General features: G+C 37.3%; 17 protein-coding genes. 9 read left to right on the plus strand and 8 right to left on the minus strand.

Annotation, left to right across the window (positions count from 1 at the left end):
- Nucleotides 1-531: 531 nt before the first annotated feature.
- A complete protein-coding gene (trxA, locus tag AABK36_RS19220; RefSeq protein WP_309936786.1) occupies nt 532-855 on the plus strand; it encodes a thioredoxin in 324 nt (107 codons plus the stop codon).
- 62 nt (nt 856-917) lie between these two features.
- On the opposite strand, the gene AABK36_RS19225 is transcribed toward trxA, so the two are convergent.
- The 3 genes from AABK36_RS19225 to AABK36_RS19235 all read right to left on the minus strand — a co-directional run bounded on the left by AABK36_RS19225 (nt 918) and on the right by AABK36_RS19235 (nt 5712).
- Nucleotides 918-2357, minus strand: a complete 1440-nt coding sequence (locus AABK36_RS19225) for an SDR family oxidoreductase (RefSeq protein ID WP_309936787.1) — start codon at nt 2355-2357, stop codon at nt 918-920.
- Nucleotides 2358-2470: 113 nt separating this feature from the next.
- Nucleotides 2471-3145 carry a septal ring lytic transglycosylase RlpA family protein gene (locus tag AABK36_RS19230; RefSeq protein WP_338390300.1) on the minus strand — a complete coding sequence of 225 codons (675 nt, stop codon included), beginning with the start codon at nt 3143-3145 and terminating at the stop codon, nt 2471-2473.
- 83 nt (nt 3146-3228) lie between these two features.
- On the minus strand, nt 3229-5712 hold the full coding sequence (locus tag AABK36_RS19235) for a bifunctional UDP-N-acetylmuramoyl-tripeptide:D-alanyl-D-alanine ligase/alanine racemase (protein ID WP_309936789.1): 2484 nt from the start codon (nt 5710-5712) through the stop codon (nt 3229-3231).
- 278 nt (nt 5713-5990) lie between these two features.
- Between AABK36_RS19235 and AABK36_RS19240 the strand changes: the two genes are divergently transcribed.
- A complete protein-coding gene (locus AABK36_RS19240; RefSeq protein WP_309936790.1) occupies nt 5991-6206 on the plus strand; it encodes a hypothetical protein in 216 nt (71 codons plus the stop codon).
- A 76-nt stretch (nt 6207-6282) separates the two neighbouring features.
- Here AABK36_RS19240 and AABK36_RS19245 read toward each other — a convergent pair whose 3' ends face one another.
- Both AABK36_RS19245 and AABK36_RS19250 read right to left on the minus strand, forming a co-directional pair.
- The gene (locus AABK36_RS19245) at nt 6283-7506 is read right to left on the minus strand and encodes a M24 family metallopeptidase (protein ID WP_309936791.1); all 1224 of its coding nucleotides are present in this window, start codon (nt 7504-7506) and stop codon (nt 6283-6285) included.
- A gap of 167 nt (nt 7507-7673) precedes the next feature.
- Nucleotides 7674-9155 carry a glycine--tRNA ligase gene (locus AABK36_RS19250; protein WP_309937925.1) on the minus strand — a complete coding sequence of 494 codons (1482 nt, stop codon included), beginning with the start codon at nt 9153-9155 and terminating at the stop codon, nt 7674-7676.
- A 379-nt stretch (nt 9156-9534) separates the two neighbouring features.
- Here AABK36_RS19250 and AABK36_RS19255 point away from each other — a divergent pair, with 379 nt between their 5' ends.
- The gene (locus tag AABK36_RS19255; RefSeq protein ID WP_309936792.1) at nt 9535-10176 is read left to right on the plus strand and encodes a hypothetical protein; all 642 of its coding nucleotides are present in this window, start codon (nt 9535-9537) and stop codon (nt 10174-10176) included.
- Between the two features lie 89 nt (nt 10177-10265).
- On the plus strand, nt 10266-11147 hold the full coding sequence (gene metF, locus AABK36_RS19260) for a methylenetetrahydrofolate reductase [NAD(P)H] (protein WP_309936793.1): 882 nt from the start codon (nt 10266-10268) through the stop codon (nt 11145-11147).
- Nucleotides 11148-11232: 85 nt separating this feature from the next.
- On the opposite strand, the gene glmS is transcribed toward metF, so the two are convergent.
- From glmS to AABK36_RS19275, 3 genes are all read right to left on the minus strand, one after another.
- Nucleotides 11233-13074, minus strand: a complete 1842-nt coding sequence (glmS, locus tag AABK36_RS19265) for a glutamine--fructose-6-phosphate transaminase (isomerizing) (RefSeq protein ID WP_309936794.1) — start codon at nt 13072-13074, stop codon at nt 11233-11235.
- Between the two features lie 106 nt (nt 13075-13180).
- Nucleotides 13181-14587, minus strand: coding sequence for a DUF4270 family protein (locus tag AABK36_RS19270; protein WP_309936795.1), 1407 nt, complete (start codon nt 14585-14587; stop codon nt 13181-13183).
- A complete protein-coding gene (locus AABK36_RS19275; protein WP_309936796.1) occupies nt 14571-15383 on the minus strand; it encodes a glycogen/starch synthase in 813 nt (270 codons plus the stop codon). The genes AABK36_RS19270 and AABK36_RS19275 overlap by 17 nt, the downstream gene beginning before the upstream one ends.
- 130 nt (nt 15384-15513) lie before the next feature.
- Here AABK36_RS19275 and panC point away from each other — a divergent pair, with 130 nt between their 5' ends.
- The 5 genes from panC (at nt 15514) to AABK36_RS19300 (ending at nt 19957) form a co-directional block, all read left to right on the plus strand.
- The gene (gene panC / locus AABK36_RS19280; protein WP_309936797.1) at nt 15514-16362 is read left to right on the plus strand and encodes a pantoate--beta-alanine ligase; all 849 of its coding nucleotides are present in this window, start codon (nt 15514-15516) and stop codon (nt 16360-16362) included.
- Nucleotides 16363-16487: 125 nt separating this feature from the next.
- Nucleotides 16488-16835: an aspartate 1-decarboxylase gene (gene panD / locus AABK36_RS19285; RefSeq protein WP_309936798.1), complete on the plus strand. Its 348-nt coding sequence runs from the start codon at nt 16488-16490 to the stop codon at nt 16833-16835.
- Between the two features lie 75 nt (nt 16836-16910).
- Nucleotides 16911-17957, plus strand: a complete 1047-nt coding sequence (locus AABK36_RS19290; RefSeq protein WP_309936799.1) for a lysylphosphatidylglycerol synthase transmembrane domain-containing protein — start codon at nt 16911-16913, stop codon at nt 17955-17957.
- Nucleotides 17932-18420, plus strand: a complete 489-nt coding sequence (gene rfaE2 / locus AABK36_RS19295) for a D-glycero-beta-D-manno-heptose 1-phosphate adenylyltransferase (RefSeq protein ID WP_309936800.1) — start codon at nt 17932-17934, stop codon at nt 18418-18420. Before AABK36_RS19290 ends, rfaE2 begins: the two co-directional genes overlap by 26 nt.
- A gap of 613 nt (nt 18421-19033) precedes the next feature.
- Complete coding sequence (locus tag AABK36_RS19300; protein WP_309936801.1) at nt 19034-19957, plus strand: helix-turn-helix domain-containing protein; 924 nt, start codon at nt 19034-19036, stop codon at nt 19955-19957.
- Nucleotides 19958-20008: the final 51 nt, after the last annotated feature.

Here is a 20008-nt window from a genome sequence, read left to right on the forward strand (position 1 = left end):
ATATTTGCTTCGCCATTTAACAAATTTTAGGAAACTTAAATTTCAAACCTTGTAAAAAAGTACTACTTTTAGCTAAATATCACATTGTGATAAACGGAGGAAAATGGCTTAAATAAGCAACTTGAAGCTTTTTTTTGAAAAAAAATTAGCAAAAACGGCATAATAAAGCCAATAACTTACGTTAAATAAACATCGAAACTGCAAAAGTAGCTCGCAAATATTTGCCAAGATTAAACAAAATGTTTTTTTTCTTTGCTACTTTTATAGTAAGCTTGGTAGGGTAATTAACCACAAGCTTGTATACATAACAAAGACACCTATTTTTATTCAATATCCTGTTTTGAAGAAGTCATCATTTGGTGACTTTTTCTTTTTATGGGCCTCCTTAACTCATGCACGAAATCTATTTCCCTATAAATAAATTCTATCGTATTTATTTGAGTAATTAGTGATTTAATCCGAACTGAAAAAAAGTCTTTTCGTATATTTACCTATTCAAACGAAAAAGAGTAATATTTAAAATATATAATCATGAGTAAAGCATTAGAAATCACGGACGCTAATTTCGCAGAAATTATCAATTCAGATCAACCAGTACTTGTAGATTTTTGGGCTGAGTGGTGCGGACCATGTAAAATGATCGGACCTATCGTTGAGGAATTAGCTGGAGAATACGAAGGCAAAGCCGTGATAGGTAAAGTGGATGTTGACACAAACCCTACTGTTTCCGCTCAATTCGGAATCAGAAGCATCCCGACACTATTGGTATTCAAAAATGGAGAAGTTGTTGACAAGCAAATAGGAGCTGTAAGCAAATCTATCCTTGCAGGTAAACTAGACGCTCAATTGGGTTAATCTCCAATTGTCTTCAATACAATATTCGACGGAAAGCGGTAAACGTTTTCCGTTTTTTATTGTCAAACTTTAACGATGCAATCAATCATTCCATTGAAAATAAAATGGTGAAAAGGAACCATAGCATACCAATACAGCCTGCCCAACAAGCCTTTAGGCCTAAATGTCGCGGTCTGTCTAACTTCACTGGTGCCATCGCTATTTTCCTTCACCTCGAACTCCAGCCAAGCCTCTCCCGGCACTTTCATCTCCGCAAAAAGCAACAAACGCCTGCCAGGCTTGTCAGCGACAAGCACCCTCCAAAAATCCAAAGCATCGCCAGCCTTCAAGTCATACTGGCTTCTTCGTCCCCTTCTTAAACCAACGCCACCGACCATTTTATCCATCAAACCCCTTAACTTCCACAAAGGATCCATAGCATACCAGCCTCTTCGCCCCCCAATGGTCCAGATATTCTCAAACACATCATCCGCATTCCGGGTAAACACACGCTTTTTATCATCTATAAAGCATCCATATTTTGGAACCTGAAGGAACTCCTGCAAATTTGGATTTGCTTCCCCGCTTATATAAGCGTCTTTCCAACTGGAAATAACCTCATTGTCCTCCACTCTTCTCAAAGCCTTGCTCACCGACTCTTTATAAGACAACAATTCTTGCGGATATAGCTTTTCCAAGCCTCCATGCTTGACAATTACTTCGTTTTTCATGCTATCGACCAAGCTTTCCGCCAAGGACATGGAAGTGGATGTGACAAATCGCAGCCATTGTGCCGAAAGATTTGGAGATAAAACGGGCAAAGTCAAAATATATCGCTTCAGCTTTCTAACTTGAGCGAATTGCAACAACATCTGCTTGTAAGACAAGACATCAGGGCCTCCTATATCAAAAGAGCGATCATACAATCGTTCATCCCCAGGACATTTCGACAAATAGTAAAGCACATTTCTAATGGCGATTGGCTGGCACTTCGTATTAAGCCACCTTGGAGCTATCATCACTGGCAATTTCTCTACAAGATCCCGTATTATCTCAAAAGACGCGCTGCCAGAACCTATGATTATCGCCGCCCGAAGCGTAGTGGTTGGAATCGGAGAAACTCTCAAGATATCCTCCACATGCATTCTAGAAAACAAATGCCTGCTTAAATTCTTATCATTGACGATACCGCTTAGGTATATAATCTGCTTAACTGATGTTTTCTCCATAGCATTAATGAAGTTCAAAACCACACTATGCTCCATCTGAAGAAAATGCACTTTGGAAGCGCTCATGGAATGGACTAAAAAATAAGCGACCTCGATATCTTTTGGAATGCACTCAAGCGACTGTGGATCATTCAAATCCCCTACGACCACCTCTACTTTGTCTTGAAGAGAGCTTTCCAATTCCAGCCTGCTTTTATCGCGCACTAAACAAACCACGTAATGTCCGTCATTGACCAAAAATGGGATCATTCTTCGGCCAATATATCCCGTAGCACCAGTCAATAATATTTTCATTTCAAAACGGTTATTTCCCAATCTAGAGCATACTCGTAATGCTAAATGTAATACAAGTTCACACTAATTGTTGTTCAAAAGCTTGCCAAAAACCCTTTGAAAAGAATCTGTTTTTATTTCTTGCTATAATCTTTCACAAACGCATCAGGATAACTTCGCTTTACCTGCTTAAGCAAACTCTCAGCGGATGATCTTCCGCTAAACGCGCCTAAAAACACTCTGTACATTTTTTGTCCGTTCAACTTCATGACTTCAACGTATACCGATTGGCCATATTTGGTATGCAACTTATTTGACAAATCCATAAGATTCATCATTTCCTTGAAACTCCCCACCTGCACGCCATATCCTCGCAGATCTCTTACTGAAGTTTTCACTTGATAAAACTCGCGTTTGGCTGGCTTTGCAACTGTTGGCTTAACGGTAGTTGAAGGTTTTTTATCATTTCCCGAAGCCATATTAATGACTTGTATTTTCACATTAGCCAAACCGCTTTCGTAAAATTCGAGCTTTTTAGCCGCTTTTTTTGTCAGATCGATAATTCTGCCCTTTACAAATGGTCCTCTGTCATTAATCCTTACATCTACATATTTTCCATTAGACTTGTTTGTAACTCTGACCACTGAATTGAACGGCAAAGTCAAATGAGCAGCAGTCATTGCATTATTGGAAAACCTCTCTCCATTAGCAGTTAGCCTGCCATTGAATTTATCGGCATAAAACGAAGCTTGCCCATGTTGAACATACACTCCATCGCCTTGAGCCAATAACATCATAGGCGAAAACATAAAAAAAATTAAATATAGCAACTTGGAGCTCATACAAAATCAAATCTAAATACTGCTAAATATAAGAATTTAAACAAATAAATTTAATCCGCATAAAAAACTCTTTTCACTCTGCTGCCAATATTCGTCATCACTTCATAAGGTATCGTCATAGCTGCTTCAGCCATTCGATTAACATCATCCGCAGATTCAAAAATAATCACTTCATCGCCAACTTCGACATCATCAATACCTGTAATATCTATCATGGTCATGTCCATGCAAACATTTCCAATCACTGGAGCCAACTTCCCTCCGGCTTTCACTTGCAATCTTCCATTGCTGAATAATCGGCAGAAACCATCAGCATAACCTATTGCCATGGTCGCAATACGACTGTTTTTAGCTAAAACACCTTTTCTTGAATAACCTATTGTATTGCCCTCCTTCAGGTCATGAATCTGCGAAATTCTTGTCTTCAACACACTGATCAAACGTAAATCTCTTTGGCACATTCCCGTAGAATCGATACCATACAAACCTATCCCAAGCCGAACCATATCAAATTGATACTCCGGAAATCTAATTATGCCCGCAGTATTCAATGCGTATTTCATTTTGTCTCCTTTGATATCATATTCAGCCATATGGTCAAACCAAGTGGAAAACTGCTCCAATTGAGAGACCGTGTATTCATCTTCATCAGAAACATCCGCCGCCGCCAAATGCGTGAAATAACCTTGTACTTCCACCTGATCCTGCATGGAAAGTATCTGCCCTAATCGATCCAAGTCTTTTTCGACAAAGCCCAATCTGTGCATTCCTGTATCCAGCTTAATATGAATGCGTGACTGCCTTTCATTTTTTTTCAAATACAAGCAATAACGGTCCAGCAAGTCAAAAGAATAAATCTCAGGTTCTAAATTGTATTTCAATAAATGGAGAAAGTCATCTTCGGTTGGATTCATCACCATGATTGGAATATTTATGCCATGCTTTCTTAAAGCAACTCCTTCATCGGCATAAGCAACACCCAAATAATCAACTCTATGATATTGCAATAAACTAGCAATCTCAAAACTACCATTGCCATAAGCAAAAGCTTTAACCATGATCATGAGCTTGGTGTCCTTTTTCAACCTTGATTTATAAAAATTAAGATTATGAACCAAAGATTCCATATTGACTTCAAGCCTGGTGCCATGGACCTGCTTTTCCAAAGCCTTTATAATTCTTTCAAAGTGAAAATGCCTAGCTCCTTTTACCAGTATAGTTTCATTATCGAAATTCAATACCTCCTCGCTATTCAAAAAATCATCCGTTGAAGCAAAATATGACGCTTCTCCATTGAATATATCTTTGCATAAAGTTATTTCAGGACCAATCCCTATCAACTTGTCAACCTTCTTAGCTTTTATAAGCTTCAACAACTCATTTCTCCAATGCTGAACATTCAAGCCTGTCTGATGCATATCCGAAAGAATAAGCGTGGACTTGCTTTTTTGATTCATCTGCCTCATAAAGTCCAGTGCAACTTCAAGTCCTGCCAAGTCATTATTATAGCTATCATCTATAAGGCAACAATGATTAATGCCGTCTTTAATCGACAATCTCATATCAACACTTGGCAAATGCTTCACCGCCAGATTAATTTCATCAATGCTCATACCCAAATACTTGGCAAGAACAACCGAATGAATCAAATTCTCTTTAGAGGCATCATCCAAAAAGTCATGAAAGATCTCATATGAGCTTTCCCCCTTGGGGTAAAATACTACTTTTCCATCTTCATCATCAACATAAACATCCGCATCCTGATCTGTATAAGACCATCCCAACAACCTTTCAGATCCAAGACATTCTAAAGCGACTTGATGAACCAATGAATAGTCAAGACAATAAACCAATCTTTTCGCTTGCGAGAACAATTTCATTTTTTCTTTAGTCTTTTCTATTCGACTCTCAAAGCCTTGATCATGAGCTGAGCCTATATTCGTGAATATTCCAAAATCTGGTTTGATTATCATTTCTAGTCTTTGCATCTCGCCAGCTTGAGAAATACCTGCCTCAAACACTCCTATTTCAGTTTGCTCATTCAATTCAAGAACCGACAAAGGCACACCCACTTGTGAATTAAAGCTTTTAGGGCTTTTGGTAACTATATGCTTTTCGGATAAAATGTCTGATAACCATTCCTTGACGATAGTTTTACCATTGCTTCCTGTAATGCCTACAACTTTGCATTTCAACATTGATCGTCGATAAGCAGCTATTCTTTGCAAAGCCGCTTTAGCACTTTCAACAATAATAAAACTTGCTTCAGGGTATTTAAAGGTTCTGTTCTTGAAAGAAGGCTCCACTACAAACAGCTTCAAACCTTGCTTATGCATCAAACTTATATAATCGTGGCCATCATTTCGCAAACCTTTGATGGCGAAAAAGACATCTCCGGTCGACAATGAGGCTTTTCGGCTGTCAATGAAGATTTTTCCAACCTTTTCCTGATGCACTTTTGCCCCTACATAGTCTCCTCCCAACAAAACTGATAATTCTTCAAAGGTCATTTTTTCGACTGATTTATCCGACATACAACAAATGTTTGCTTATTTAATAACAAAATATAGAACCATTTTTCTATTTTTCGAGTATACAAACCCTGAAAGCAAGCCAATCTCACTCCGCAAAAGAAATATTATTTTGCTTGGGCAAACAATTGACTTTTAAGTATTTAATTTATTAATTTAGCACAAACAAATTTTAAATAAGGCATATTATGCGTTCTTCTTTTTCAAAAATAAAATCTGCTTATATTTTAATCTTGCTTTCATTATTCATTTCTATCTTAGCAAATGCTAAAAATGGAAATATGACGAAGAACAACAAAGCTGATATGTCAACAAACATAAGCAAAAAGGATTCTTCATACTATCACTTCAATCCTGAAAAAAACGAAAGCTCAGAATCAAACAACAAAAAACATAAAGGAACGCCGTCCAATAAGAACAAGTCCATGAATATGAGCTTGAATATCATTTACTATATGATCTACAAGTACACTATGGAAAAGGCTATCCGATTTTAACTCTGAAAGAATTATTTACAAGCATAAAAAAAGCCGCTTTTTTTCGAAGCGGCTTTTCTATTTATCTTTTTGTCTATTAATTTCCTTGCGTATTAAAAGGATCTTCAATACTGTGAGCAGGCTCCGTAAACCATTTTGGACCTTCCTCAGTCATATAAACATGGTCCTCTAGTCTTACGCCAAACTCATCAGGAACCACTATCATCGGCTCAATGCTAAAGCACATGCCCGGCGCCATTGGAGTTTGTTCGCTGCGAACCATATAAGGCCATTCATGAATATCCATTCCAATACCATGTCCTGTTCGGTGAGGGAGCCCCGGAAGTTTGTAATCAGGACCTAGTCCGCTAGCTTCAAGATTTTTGCGAGACGCCAAATCAACATTAGCGCAAGGATCGCCCAATTTCGCAGCTTCAAACGCAGCAAGCTGAGTAGACTTTTCTAGATTCCAGATTCTTCTATGCTCATCGCTGATCTCTCCATACACATATGTACGTGTAATATCTGAAATATATCCATGAAGCTGACAACCTGTGTCTACCAAGACAATTTCATTATCCTCAAGATTCTTAGGAGCTTTAACTCCATGAGGAAAAGACGAGTCAAGGCCAAATAACACAATGCAAAAGTACGATCCTGTAGGAATACCCGATCTGATATGAGCCTCTTCGATAAAGTCAATCACTTCCTGCGCCGCAATGCCGGGCTTCAAGATTCTAGCTACTGCTTTATGAACGTCCATTGTGATATCCATCAAAGCTTTCATGATCGAAATTTCCGCTTCAGACTTGTACATTCTACATCCAGCCGTAATAGACTTTGCATTTACAAATGTGTAAGTCTTATTAATCTGAGCCAATCCGTCAGTTATGAAAAATGCAGACGATTCATCAAGTCCGATCTTGCCATCAGCTATGCCTTCCTCAGCAAGAATATCCAGCGCCAATTGATAAGGGCTTTCATCTTCTTCCCAACCTCTTACAGGTGCTTCAATCAACATCATATCATTGATTGTACCCAATTCGAAAGTCGGTGCGATATAGGTCAACTTGCCTGATTGAGTAAGAATAGCGCCAACCATTCTTTCACTTGCCCCCCACTTAGTTCCTGTAAAATAATGAAGATTTGTTCCTGCATTCAAATATACAGCATTAAGACCTTCAGCTTTCATCAATTCGCAAGCTTTGGCAATACGCGCTTCATACTCTGGCTTCTGAATAGGAGTAATATCCGCCGCTTTATTCGTGAATTTGTCAAGCTCTTCCTGAATCGTTGAGCCTCCCAATCCTATAGTTCTCATATGTTTGCTTATAAATCTGTAAAAAAATTCTTTTCAATTTCAATATCGTCATTTCTTACGAATAATAAGACATTGATTATAATGACTTTTTTAAGAATAATCATCCAATAAAAAAGCCGAGACTATTGACTTAGCCCCGGCTTCTTGCATATATTTTCAGTTGACTCTTACAGTTGATTCAAAATCGTGCTGAAAGAAACTTCTTTGCCAATATAAGCTCTCAAATCAGAAATAGGCATTCTCAACTGCTCTGTAGTATCTCTATGACGAACAGTAACTGTATTATCTTCCAAAGTCTGGAAATCAACAGCAATACAGAAAGGTGTACCGATCAAGTCTTGTCTTACATATCGTTTCCCAATAGCTTGATTTTCCTCGTAGATCATATTAAAATCATATCTAAGATCATCAAATATTTCCTTGGCTTTTTCTGGAAGTCCATTTTTCTTAATTAAAGGGAATACTGCTGCCTTCACTGGAGCTATCGCTGGATGAAGTTTTAAATAAGTTCTAGTTTTAACTTTTTCTCCATCCTGAACTTCTTCTTCTGTAAATGAATTTGATAATACCATCAAGAACAACCTGTCAGCGCCAATCGAAGTCTCTACCACATAAGGAATATAGTTCTTATTGATTTCAGTATCAAAATACTGTAGTTTCTTCTTGGACAGCTCTTGATGTTGTGTCAAGTCAAAATCTGTTCTTGAGTGAATTCCTTCAACTTCTTTGAAACCAAACGGGAACTTGTACTCAATATCTGTGGCTGCATTTGCATAGTGAGCCAACTTCTCATGATCGTGGAATCTCAAATCTTCCGCTGGAAGACCAATGGCTTTATGCCATTTCAATCGAGTTTCTTTCCAGTGCTCATACCACTTCATTTCTTCTCCCGGACGAACGAAAAATTGCATTTCCATTTGTTCGAACTCTCTCATACGAAAGATAAACTGACGAGCAACAATCTCGTTACGGAAAGCTTTCCCAATCTGAGCAATACCAAAAGGAATTTTCTGGCGAGCTGTTTTTTGCACATTCAAGAAATTCACAAAAATACCCTGAGCAGTTTCCGGCCTAAGATAAATCTTTGAAGAATCTTCAGCAACAGCACCTACCTGAGTATCAAACATCAAGTTGAATTGTCTAACTTCAGTCCAATTTGTTGTACCCGAAATAGGACATGCAATCTCTTCTTCGATAATCAACTCTCTTACCGCCTCAAGCTCCTCAGCCTCCAACAACTGGCCCAGCTTCTTCAATAACGCGTCCGCTCTTTCTTTATCACCTGCATTTTCATATTCAGCGGCTTTATCTTCCACCAATACGTCAGCGCGATATCTTTTATTAGAGTCCTTATTGTCAATCAAAGGATCTGTAAAGCTGTCTACGTGTCCAGAAGCCTTCCAAGTAAGCGGATGCATGAAAATCGCCGCATCGATGCCTACCACGTTTTGATTAAGCTTTGTCATCGTCTGCCACCATAGATCCTTAAGATTCTTTTTCAATTCAGAACCGTAAGCTCCATAGTCATATACAGCTTGAAGACCATCATATATTTCACTTGAAGGATACACAAAACCATATTCCTTGGCATGCGCGATTATCTTCTTCAATTCGTTATTTTCCGCTTTATTTTTATCTTTTGTAGCCATAGCTTCAAATATAGTGATATTCAATTTTTTATGCTTGAAATAAAGTCCAAAATGGGCCAATAAGTTTCATTTCATCAATAGAGTCCTGCTCCTGAATTATCCATGCTCAAAGCTTATAATTGTAAAATGCCAGCTTTATAAACACCTAAGAACTTCAAACTAATATTATCATTTTCACAAGCTACTATTAATGCAACTTTAAATTGTAATGACGGAATGATGCGTTAAAGTGAATGAATAGAAATTCTTTTTATTCAAAATAAAAAAAGCTATATATGTATTATTGAAGAAATTCACCGGACTTTTTTATCGGCATAGAATTAGCGAATTCAATAAGATTCAAAAAAATTTCCAGTTTGATAAAAACTGTATTAAATAAATGAGCAAAAAACAAAAGTGCTACTTTTCCGGCCATGAAGCCGATGGCCACCCGATCAAACTTTCCCTTTTCAGAGACAATGCTGAAAAATTCATGCACAAATGGGGATTCCACTCTGATTATGAAAAAGCGATAGTGCAATTGCCAAGAAGCAAAAACGCAGAATATCTTCATGGCAGCATAACTTTGCTTAAAATCGTGGCAATACTTTGGGCAATTCTTTATCCTCAAGGCAACATGTATTGGAATATACTTACCGCGAGCTTTGGCGCGGGGATTTTAAGCACTTTGATTTATTGGGTCATTGGCACCAAAAGCAAGGTCTTCTATCTATACAACCTTACATTTTGGGCTGAAATCCTTTGTTTCATGGCTCCTATTATTCACTACTCTGAATTCAGCCACAAAACACCCTACATTAGCACCAAATACTTCCTGCTATCATTGTTAATTGGTTTTCTATTGTCCCAGCTATTGACTCCACTTGTCAAGAATTTCTTCAAAGATAAATCAGGCTTGATCATAGGCACATACCCTGAAAAAATGAACTATCTGGTCAACAACAAATACGAGATTGGAATTAGCCCATCCGTTGAGCACTATTTAGGATTCTTCTACCGCATGTTTAAATGGATCTATTAACATGGCTTCAACTGTGTCTGATCATTGTCTTAGTAGGTCAAAGGCGAATAAACTACTTTTGTTATCCAAAGTAACGAAAGACAAGGATTATGGCATCAATTAAGATCGAAGAGATTTTCAAAGAGAAAGAGAAAACGTTTTCTTTCGAATTTTTTCCACCAAAAAACTTCAAAGCCACAATTGAATTTGGAATAAATGTTGGGCAATTGTTAAAGCTTTCCCCTGACTTTGTTTCGGTTACCTATGGCGCGGGTGGCTCCAATCAAAAAGCGACTTTCGATTTAGTCGATTATCTGCAAAATCAGATTGGCTTGACCACAATGGCTCACTATACTTGTATCAACGCTACCAAAGATAAAATAAAATCAGATCTAGCTTACCTTGATGAAGTAGGAATCAAAAATTTGATGTTGTTGAGAGGAGATCCCCCAAAGGGAGAAGACACCTTTGTCAAAAGCGAGGGAGGATTCAACTACGCATCAGAATTGATTTCTTACGCCAATAGTTTGGGAGAATATAGCATTGGAGTTGCTGGTTACCCAGAAAAGCACCCTGAAGCTGTTAGCCTAGACGCTGACATCGACAACCTTAAAAGAAAAGTCGATGCAGGAGGAGATTTTATCGTAACTCAAATGTTTTACGACAACCAGCGTTACTATGATTTTGTCGATAGATGCCGAGAAAAAGGCATCAAGGCCAGAATTATACCAGGGATCATGCCAATCACCAACTTCAGCCAAATCAAAAGATTTTCGGAAATGGTAGGAACAGAAATTCCTCAAGAAATTGTCAACGCTTTTGCGCCATACAAAGACAATAAGAAAAAAATGTATGAACTTGGCATTTACCTTGGGTTGAAACAATGCATTGAATTACTAGAAAATGGAGCGCCTGGGCTTCACTTCTACACGCTCAACAAGTCCAGAGCCACGGTTGATATTTTCGAATCTATACCAAAAATATTAAAATAGTATCTAACCATAATGTTCCAAACAAGAAAGCCGCTTATTGTCAAGCGGCTTTCTTGTTTATTATATCTTAATATTAAATCGGATACTATTCTACAGTCACAGATTTTGCCAAGTTTCTTGGTTGGTCTACATTGCAACCTCTCATCACAGCGATATGGTATGAAAGCAATTGCAAAGGAATAACCGAAACCAATGGCATAAACCCTTCAAACGTATGAGGCACTTCGATTACATAATCCGCAATGCCCGGTATCAAAGAGTCTCCTTCTGAAACGATAGCGATAACCTTTCCTTTTCTCGCTTTCACTTCTTGGATATTAGAAACGACTTTGTCATATGAGCTATCTCTGGTAGCTATAAATACAACAGGCATATCCTCATCAATCAAAGCGATTGGTCCATGCTTCATCTCAGCTGCCGGATAACCTTCAGCGTGTATATAAGAGATCTCTTTAAGTTTCAACGCTCCTTCCAATGCCACAGGGAAATTATATCCTCTTCCCAAGTACAAAAAGTTCTTCGCATCCTTGAATACTGCTGAAATTTCTTTTGTCTGCTCGTCAAGATCAAGGCTCTTTTTCACTTTTTCAGGTATTTGATCCAGCTCGATCAACAACTCCCTGAACCTTCCTTCAGTAATTGTACCTCTTCTTCTACCTAATTTAAGAGCGATCATAGCCAATACGATCAACTGGGCAGTAAAAGCTTTAGTACTTGCAACACCAATCTCAGGCCCTGCATGCGTATAAACGCCTTCATGAGACACGCGTGCGATAGAAGAACCTACAACATTGCAAATGCCTAATACAATAGCACCTCTCTCCTTAGCCATCTCCATAGCCGCCAATGTATCAGCCGTCTCACCTGATTGAGATATCGCGATCACAACATCGCCTTCCTTAATCACAGGATTTCTATATCTAAACTCTGAAGCATACTCCACTTCAACAGGAATACGAGCAAATTCCTCAAACATATATTCTGCTACAAGACCAGAATGCCAAGAAGTTCCGCAAGCGATAATAATAATTCTTTCCGCATTGATGATATTTTGCTGGTAATTATGAATACCTCCAAGAACCAACTGGCCCTCCAAAGCATTCAAACGACCTCTCATGCAATCTCTTATCGTCTTATCTTGCTCATAGATTTCCTTAAGCATAAAATGCTCAAAACCGCCTTTTTCAATCGCCTCAAGCTCTAGCTCTAGTTTTTGAATATAAGGGGTTTGCACTTCGTCGCTTTCCACGGCTTTGATTGTCAACTCGCCATCCTTAATAATCGCCAGCTCCAAATCATTTAAATAAACCACTTCATTTGTATATTCTATGATTGGCGAAGCATCTGAGGCTAAGAAGAACTCATCTTTCCCTACTCCTACTACCAAAGGACTGCCTTTTCTTGCGGCGATCATTGTGTTCGGCTCATCTTCCGAAATTATCGCAATAGCATAAGCTCCAATAACTTTCGTCAAAGCTAGCCTCACAGCCTCAGCTAAATCACAACCAACATTATCCTTGATATCTTCGATAAAATGAATCAATACCTCAGTATCTGTGTCAGACTTGAACTCATGTCCTTTAGCCAACAAATCCTGCTTTAAAGAATCATAATTTTCGATAATTCCATTATGGATTATCGCAAGCTTTCCACTTTGAGAATAATGTGGGTGAGCATTTTCATCCGTTGGCGCTCCATGTGTTGCCCATCTAGTATGTCCAATGCCTATTTCACCACTATAATTCTTGCCTTCCATAAAAGATTCCAAGTCCGCTACTTTTCCCTTCTTTTTGAAGACATTAATTTTTCCTTCTTGAGCCAGCGCGATTCCAGCACTGTCATAACCTCTATATTCAAGTCGCTTAAGTCCCTTTATAATAACATCGGATGCTTTTCTTTGTCCAATGTATGCTACAATTCCGCACATAATATAATGATGGGGTTTAAAAGTTTCAGTTTAGTATTTAAAAGAATAAGGCCGACAATAAATATCGGCCAAAAAAAGTAATTTATAAATATATTTTATTAATTTTTTATTCCGAATCTTCTAATACTTCCACATAATAAACCTCTACGGAAGTATTTTGCTCATTTCCTTGGAAAAAGTTAAGGTTATTAGATTCTTGATTAAAATTCCCAACTGTTGGGAATTGAGGTTGAATAAAAAATTCAGCTGGTATTCTTTCAGTACGGTTAATAAAATCCGCATTATCAACAACAGCCTGTGAATATGCAGTAAGATTTAATGGCGAATAATCCTGAAGGCTTTTGTCATACATAATTGTATATGGTGAAGACGAGCCGCCAATTGGTATGCTAGGAGAAGGAGTTTGTATTGACTGAATAACACTATCAATCTGAACAACCCTATTTCTACTATTAGCATAAGGCATATAACAACTCTCAGGAGATGTCATTCCTCTAGCTAATCGTTCTGTATTCAAAATCAATGAAATATTATTAACAATAAAACCGCCTTTTATTTCTTTCAATCTTTCGATTACGTTCTGGTAGTTTATCCTTGGAACCAGTCCAGTCCCATTTTGTCCAACAAAATACCCCCCTCTTGGCTTAATTTCACCTCCTCTTGTTAAACCGTCCAGAGGCGAACCAGTGAAATCATGATCTAAATTAGTGAAATTGGTATTATAATTACCAGTATTCCCATTAACATCTTGGGTGCTTGAATTGAAGAAAAAGTTAATCTTAAACTCTTTCGTTTCCAACCCAGGTACTTCAGATGAAAAATGAAGTGTCATATAGCTATTGTATTGATAACTATAAATGAACTTTGAGTTTTCATCTGATATCAATGCCAAGCCTTTGAAAAAATTGTTAAAATCTCTTTGGTCTTGAAAATCTTGAGTTTTCAAAGCTAAAATAAAATCTTCTGCAAAAGATTCATCTACTTTCATATACAATGTATCAACAGCACCATCTTTCTTACCTGGCTGATAGCCTGATGCCAAAATTTCAGAATTGTAAGAAGCAGATTGAAAAGTATAGTAATCTCTATTCTCTAAAGTATCATTCAATTGATGCAATGTCAAACGCTGTTGAAATCCAGCATCCTCAACTCCCAAAATATCGCTTCTTAAGAAGTTAATTGTTAAGGAATCCAAAGAGGAAGAGCTATTGATCAAAGAATCTACTAACTTGATGGGATATTGAGGCTGAAAATAAGCTTTTGCAGTCATCTTCCCGATACCCTCAAGGTCAATGAATTGCCCCGTTTGATAGTTGTATCTTAAGGAAGACCTCACACTATCAGCCCAATATTGAGTTATAGAAAGGTTAATGCTTTCAGTCTTAACAGTATCGTTGAAGTCTGGATCGCCAATGAATAAAGATTCCTCGCTTTGCTGGCAAGAAAAAATGAATAGAGCTGACAATACTGCCAGCCCTAAATAATTAAATAGTTTTTTAGTCAACAAGTTCATTATAAAGGTTATAATAGTCTTCAAAGCTCTTATCGTCGTCCTTCACCACGCTGATTTCTTCTTCAGCCAAATCTTTTTGAAGTATCTCGCTAAGGCTCTCACTGTAGTCCTCGCCATATCGATGCACCACATCTGCGTATTTAGTACCCATTTTGATAAAGCCAGCGAAATCCGCGGATTTCAAAGGATCAAGCATTTCATCTTCAATATCTATCATTTTCACCTTGCCTAAGATATCCTCGCCAAAAGTATGGCTGAAGTAGCTGTCATAAAAGGTGAACACAGACTTGACATCCTTGAAGATCGGGTCATTCTTGTAAGTTGTTTTCAAATACATTGGAATGAAGCTTGTGATCCAATCGTTGCAATGAACTATATCGGGCTTCCAACCTAATTTCTTGACTGTCTCCAAGGCTCCCTTGCAAAAAAAGATGGCCCTTTCATCATTGTCAGGGTGAAAATTGTTTTCCTTGTCATGAAAGATCGACTTTCGATGGAAGTAGTCCTCATTGTCAATAAAATAAACCTGCAATTTCGCATTCGGCACAGAAGCTACTTTGATGATAAGCGGCTTCTCCTCTTCTCCTACAGTAATATTGATGCCTGAAAGTCTAACAACTTCATGCAGTCGATTCTTACGTTCGTTGATTAACCCAAACCTTGGCACAAGAATACGGATTTCCATTCCTTTTTCTTGCATTGCTTGTGGCAATTTGCGAACAAAGTCCGCTACTTGTGAAGTTTGAAGGAAAGGGTTAATTTCGCTTGCAACGTATAAAATTCGAAGTTTTGACATAAAACAAAATTATGTGATTTGATTTCCTATATTAATCGGATTTACAAAATTACATTTTTTTTTAGCCATTCTCAATTTTATTCGAAAAAAGTCATTTTAACTTAATGTTATTCGCTAAAATATTATTAATATGCAGGTTTTTGAACACGTCTATGACGTACGGGAATATATAAAAGAGCGAATTGCTTCGGGCAAAAAAGTAGGTTTCGTGCCTACAATGGGAGCCTTGCATGAAGGCCATATTTCATTGCTCAACAAAGCAAAACAAGAAAACGACATCGTTGTCTGTAGTATTTATGTCAATCCGACACAATTTAATAACGCAGAAGATCTGAAAAATTATCCGTCACCCATAGAAAATGACAAAAAAAAATTAATCGATGCCCATTGCGACATACTTTACCTTCCTCAAACCAAAGAAATCTACCCAACAAAAGACCCTAAAGTAATTGTCGACTTCGGAGAAATGGAAAGAACGCTTGAAGGTGAATTCAGGCCAGGCCATTTCAAAGGAGTAGGTCTTATTATTACCAAGCTGTTCAATATAATCAAACCCGCCAAAGCATACTTTGGAGAAAAAGACTTTCAACAGCTCGCCTTGATTCGCAATCTTGCAGATGAATTCATGTTCGACACCGAAATTATCGGAGTAGACACAATGAGAGAAAAAGACGGCTTGGCGATGTCTTCCCGCAACCTCAGACTAAACGAAGAAGAAAGAAAAATATCTCCAATTATATACAAAGCATTAAAAACAGTTGAAGAAAACCTAAAAAACGGAGATATAGAACAAGCAATTGAAAAAGGAAAAGCTGTGATATTGTCCAACTCCAAGCTCACTTTGGAATACCTAAGAGTTGTAGACGCATATACGCTTAAAGATATGGAAAACACCATGAAGACTTTAACTGCAAACATATGCATAGCGGCTCATCTTGGTCCTGTTAGACTAATTGACAATATCCGCGTTGAACTTTAGCTGTTACAATAATCAATCTTTTTTCTAGTTGTATTAATGGCGAATCTTACTCGCTTTTGGAGCCTATTGCTATAAAAGGTTTCACTAAAACACTATCTTTGTGACAAAACAGCTAAATCATTAACATGAATATCGAAGTATTTAAGTCGAAAATTCACCGAGTGAAAGTCACTCAAGCGGAGCTACACTATGTGGGAAGCATCACTATCGATGAAGATCTAATGGATGCTGCCAATATCATCGAAAATGAGAAAGTTCAAATTGTCAATATTAACAATGGCGAACGCCTTGAAACATATGTGATCAAAGGAGAAAGAGGAAGCGGAGTCGTATGCCTCAATGGTCCGGCGGCAAGAAAAGTTCAAGTTGGAGATATTGTCATTGTGATATCTTATGCGACAATGAGCTTCGAAGAAGCTAAAAACTTCCAACCGACCGTAGCTTTCCCTGACGAGAACAATCGAATAGTATAAAATATTATTGTGACATTAAAAGTTTGATCATTATATTGGTCAAACTTTTTTGTTTTTATATAAAATCAATTCATTTTGAAAGATAAAATTGTCTCGGTAACTAAGTATCTCATTACTCTGGTCATTGCTATTGCAATGTTCGCATACGCTCTAAAAGACTACTCTTTATCAAGCCTTTGGAACGACATCAAACATGTGGATGTCAAGTGGCTATTGCTATCTTGCATCATATCCATTGCCAGCCATTGGGCCAGAGCTTACCGATGGAACTTGTTGCTCAAGCCTTTAGGTTATCCGCAACTTAGCTCTTTCCGAACTTTTCTGGCTGTAATGTCAGGGTACATAGCCAATCTAGCTATCCCAAGAATGGGAGAAGTAACGAGATGCGGTATTTTGAAAAAAACAGACAATGTATCCATGAGCACTGGCATCGGCAGCGTTGTTACAGAAAGACTTATAGATCTTTTTACTCTTCTGGGATTGCTTGGAGCTACATTTTTATTAGAATACAATATTTTAAGTGGCTTCACCATAGATTTTCTTAGCAAGAAATTTGAAAAATACGAAAACTTGGTTCCCATTGCTGTTGGCCTTGGGGCAATATTCGTAGTGTTGCTCGCTCTTGCCATTTTCGCTTATTTTAGATATCGAAGCCATTTGGAGAAAAATGCTTTTTATCTCAAAGGCAAAAACTTGCTAATGCAAGCTAGCGATGGTCTCCTTAGCTTAAGAAAAGTCGAACATCCTTGGAAATTTTGGCTTTCCACAATAGTAATATGGGCATTATACTACTTAATGTCGTACGTGATTTTTTGGTCTATTCCCGAAACCTCAGATTTGACTTGGAGAGCGGGACTTGCAATCCTTGTTTTTGGAGGGATGGCCATGGCAGCGCCTGCGCCAGGAGGCATAGGAACTTATCACATCATGGTCAGCACAATATTGTTGCTCTATGGCATAGGAGAAAAAACAGGAATACTGTACGCCACAGTTGTGCACGCCACTCAAACTATTATGATTCTACTCATTGGCGGAATCAGTTTAATGGCCAGCGCTATAATATCCAAACAAAAGAATTCAAAAGAAATCGAGAACGATGAGTTACAAAGAATCCATAAATAAAATTCACACTTTCGAACAAGCGAAAAACGTTTCAGAAAACTGGAAATCCAAAGGCGAAAAAGTAGTATTCACAAACGGATGCTTCGACTTAGTGCACGTAGGGCATGTCGACTATCTTGAAAAAGCCCGAAAATTAGGAGATCGACTGATCGTAGGCTTGAATACTGACAACTCAGTTAAAAGACTCAAAGGTGATTCTCGTCCGGTAAACAACGAAATGTTCCGAGCGCGTATTTTGGCAAGCATGCAATTCATCGATGCTGTGATATTTTTTGATCAAGACACACCCCAAGAATTAATCACTGAAGTGCTGCCAAATATTTTAGTGAAAGGAGATGATTATAAGATAAGTGAAATTGTTGGTGCGAAAGAAGTCATCGCAAATGGCGGCAAAGTACAAACTATTGCATTTGTGGAAGGCTACTCAAGCACGAAACTCATTGAGAAAATCAAGGCTTTATAGTTCATATAAGCCTGATTTGTATAAATTTCGTCGCTAATCACCATGCTTAGCGACTTTCTTTTTCTTGCTCTATTCAAACAAAATCTATAATTTTCTCATCCGATTACATATTTTTCACCTCATAACAGGATAAAAAAAATCCCTGCTTATCATTTTATTTATAAAAAAATATTATATTAAACTCGCAAACTAATACTTGATTAACCCTTTTTACTGTGATTTATCTTGACTGAGGAAATTTTTTCAAATATTTCACCAAAACAAGGTAAAGTGACAAATTAAACCGCAAAAATTAATTATTTTTCATTTTTTTTATTTTCGGACAACCGAAATAAACTAAACTCTTTGTATTATTTGATATCAGATCAACATTTAGTGCTTTTCTATTTTGGACAAAATCAAATAAAACTTATCTGAGTGAGAACATAAGTGCTATTTTGACGTTCAGAGAATAAGAAATACAAAAAATATTAATTTTAAATTTATTAATATTTAATAATATCCTTAAATTTGCATTATTGCAATAGAACGAAAAGCAAGAATAGAAAAAAGGAATCAAATTTAACAAGAATAATTATATAAAAAGCGTTTAACAACCTCGAAAAGGAGAGATATGGAAGATTATAATAAGATTATTGAATCATTGGGGGTTAAATTCCACAAGTCCAAAAATGTGAAAATATTACAATCCCTTAATATTTCTAATTTTTACGATGTAGAAAATACAATCCTTATATTAAACAAAGGAGAGTTGAGATTTGGAGAAGAGCAAGAACTAGTCAAAGAGGGAGAAATGCTTTTCATCCCTGGAGGCAAGTCTGTGAATGTAACATTCGGCAGCAATCCTGTTGAGTCATTATCCAATGACGAATACATGAGCCGTAAAGAAGAATTCTTCAAAGGCTTCCACTACTCGGAATTAGAAGATACTGTTTCTGAAAACTTCAGCTTGGTCAACTTCGAAGCTAAAGTATTCGATTCTGTGAATTTTTTCACTTCTTTGGATCTTCCTCCATTTATCATTCATAAGAGCGACAGATTAACTACTATCATCAGAACAATCATTAAAGAAAACGTTTCTGAGTTAGCAGGTAGCGAAAGAGTTGTAAAAATCAACACTGACTACTTAGTAGTTGAGATTGTAAGATACATCATCAAAAATAGATTGTTCGTAGAGCAACTTGCTACAAACAGCACTTACTTCAAAGATCCTAGACTTATTGACATTTTCGCTTATATCAAAGAAAATCTCAATGGCGATCTTTCAAACAAGGTACTTGCCAATGTTGCTAATGTATCTGAGGACTATGTTGGTCAATACTTTAAAATGTTGACAGGAATCAACCCTCAAGATTACATCGAATACCAAAGAATGGAAAAAGCTGTTCAGTTGCTTAGAACAACTAAGAAGAGCATCAGAGATATTGGTAAAGAAGTTGGTTACAAAGATACTGCTTACTTCTGTCGTCGTTTTAAAATGATGTTTGGAATACCAGCTGGTAAAATGAGAAGAAGAGAGTCTTTGATGAATGTATAATTTGTATACATAAAATAAAAGAGACTTTAATAATAAGGCTTCAGCTTTTCA

The organism is Aureibacter tunicatorum (assembly GCF_036492635.1).
GTDB lineage: Bacteria > Bacteroidota > Bacteroidia > Cytophagales > Cyclobacteriaceae > Aureibacter > Aureibacter tunicatorum.

Bases quoted from the DNA above. Each gene is read 5' to 3' on its own strand.
- AABK36_RS19235 (WP_309936789.1), bottom strand. From the start codon at position 5,712: ATGTCGGATAAATCAGTCGAAAAAATGACCTTTGAAGAATTATCAGTT.
- AABK36_RS19225 (WP_309936787.1), bottom strand. From the start codon at position 2,357: ATGAAAATATTATTGACTGGTGCTACGGGATATATTGGCCGAAGAATG.
- AABK36_RS19270 (WP_309936795.1), bottom strand. From the start codon at position 14,587: ATGAACTTGTTGACTAAAAAACTATTTAATTATTTAGGGCTGGCAGTA.
- panC (WP_309936797.1), top strand. From the start codon at position 15,514: ATGCAGGTTTTTGAACACGTCTATGACGTACGGGAATATATAAAAGAG.
- trxA (WP_309936786.1), top strand. From the start codon at position 532: ATGAGTAAAGCATTAGAAATCACGGACGCTAATTTCGCAGAAATTATC.
- AABK36_RS19275 (WP_309936796.1), bottom strand. From the start codon at position 15,383: ATGTCAAAACTTCGAATTTTATACGTTGCAAGCGAAATTAACCCTTTC.
- panD (WP_309936798.1), top strand. From the start codon at position 16,488: ATGAATATCGAAGTATTTAAGTCGAAAATTCACCGAGTGAAAGTCACT.
- rfaE2 (WP_309936800.1), top strand. From the start codon at position 17,932: ATGAGTTACAAAGAATCCATAAATAAAATTCACACTTTCGAACAAGCG.
- AABK36_RS19230 (WP_338390300.1), bottom strand. From the start codon at position 3,145: ATGTTTTCGCCTATGATGTTATTGGCTCAAGGCGATGGAGTGTATGTT.
- AABK36_RS19250 (WP_309937925.1), bottom strand. From the start codon at position 9,155: ATGGCTACAAAAGATAAAAATAAAGCGGAAAATAACGAATTGAAGAAG.
- AABK36_RS19240 (WP_309936790.1), top strand. From the start codon at position 5,991: ATGACGAAGAACAACAAAGCTGATATGTCAACAAACATAAGCAAAAAG.
- metF (WP_309936793.1), top strand. From the start codon at position 10,266: ATGGCATCAATTAAGATCGAAGAGATTTTCAAAGAGAAAGAGAAAACG.
- AABK36_RS19255 (WP_309936792.1), top strand. From the start codon at position 9,535: ATGAGCAAAAAACAAAAGTGCTACTTTTCCGGCCATGAAGCCGATGGC.
- glmS (WP_309936794.1), bottom strand. From the start codon at position 13,074: ATGTGCGGAATTGTAGCATACATTGGACAAAGAAAAGCATCCGATGTT.
- AABK36_RS19245 (WP_309936791.1), bottom strand. From the start codon at position 7,506: ATGAGAACTATAGGATTGGGAGGCTCAACGATTCAGGAAGAGCTTGAC.
- AABK36_RS19300 (WP_309936801.1), top strand. From the start codon at position 19,034: ATGGAAGATTATAATAAGATTATTGAATCATTGGGGGTTAAATTCCAC.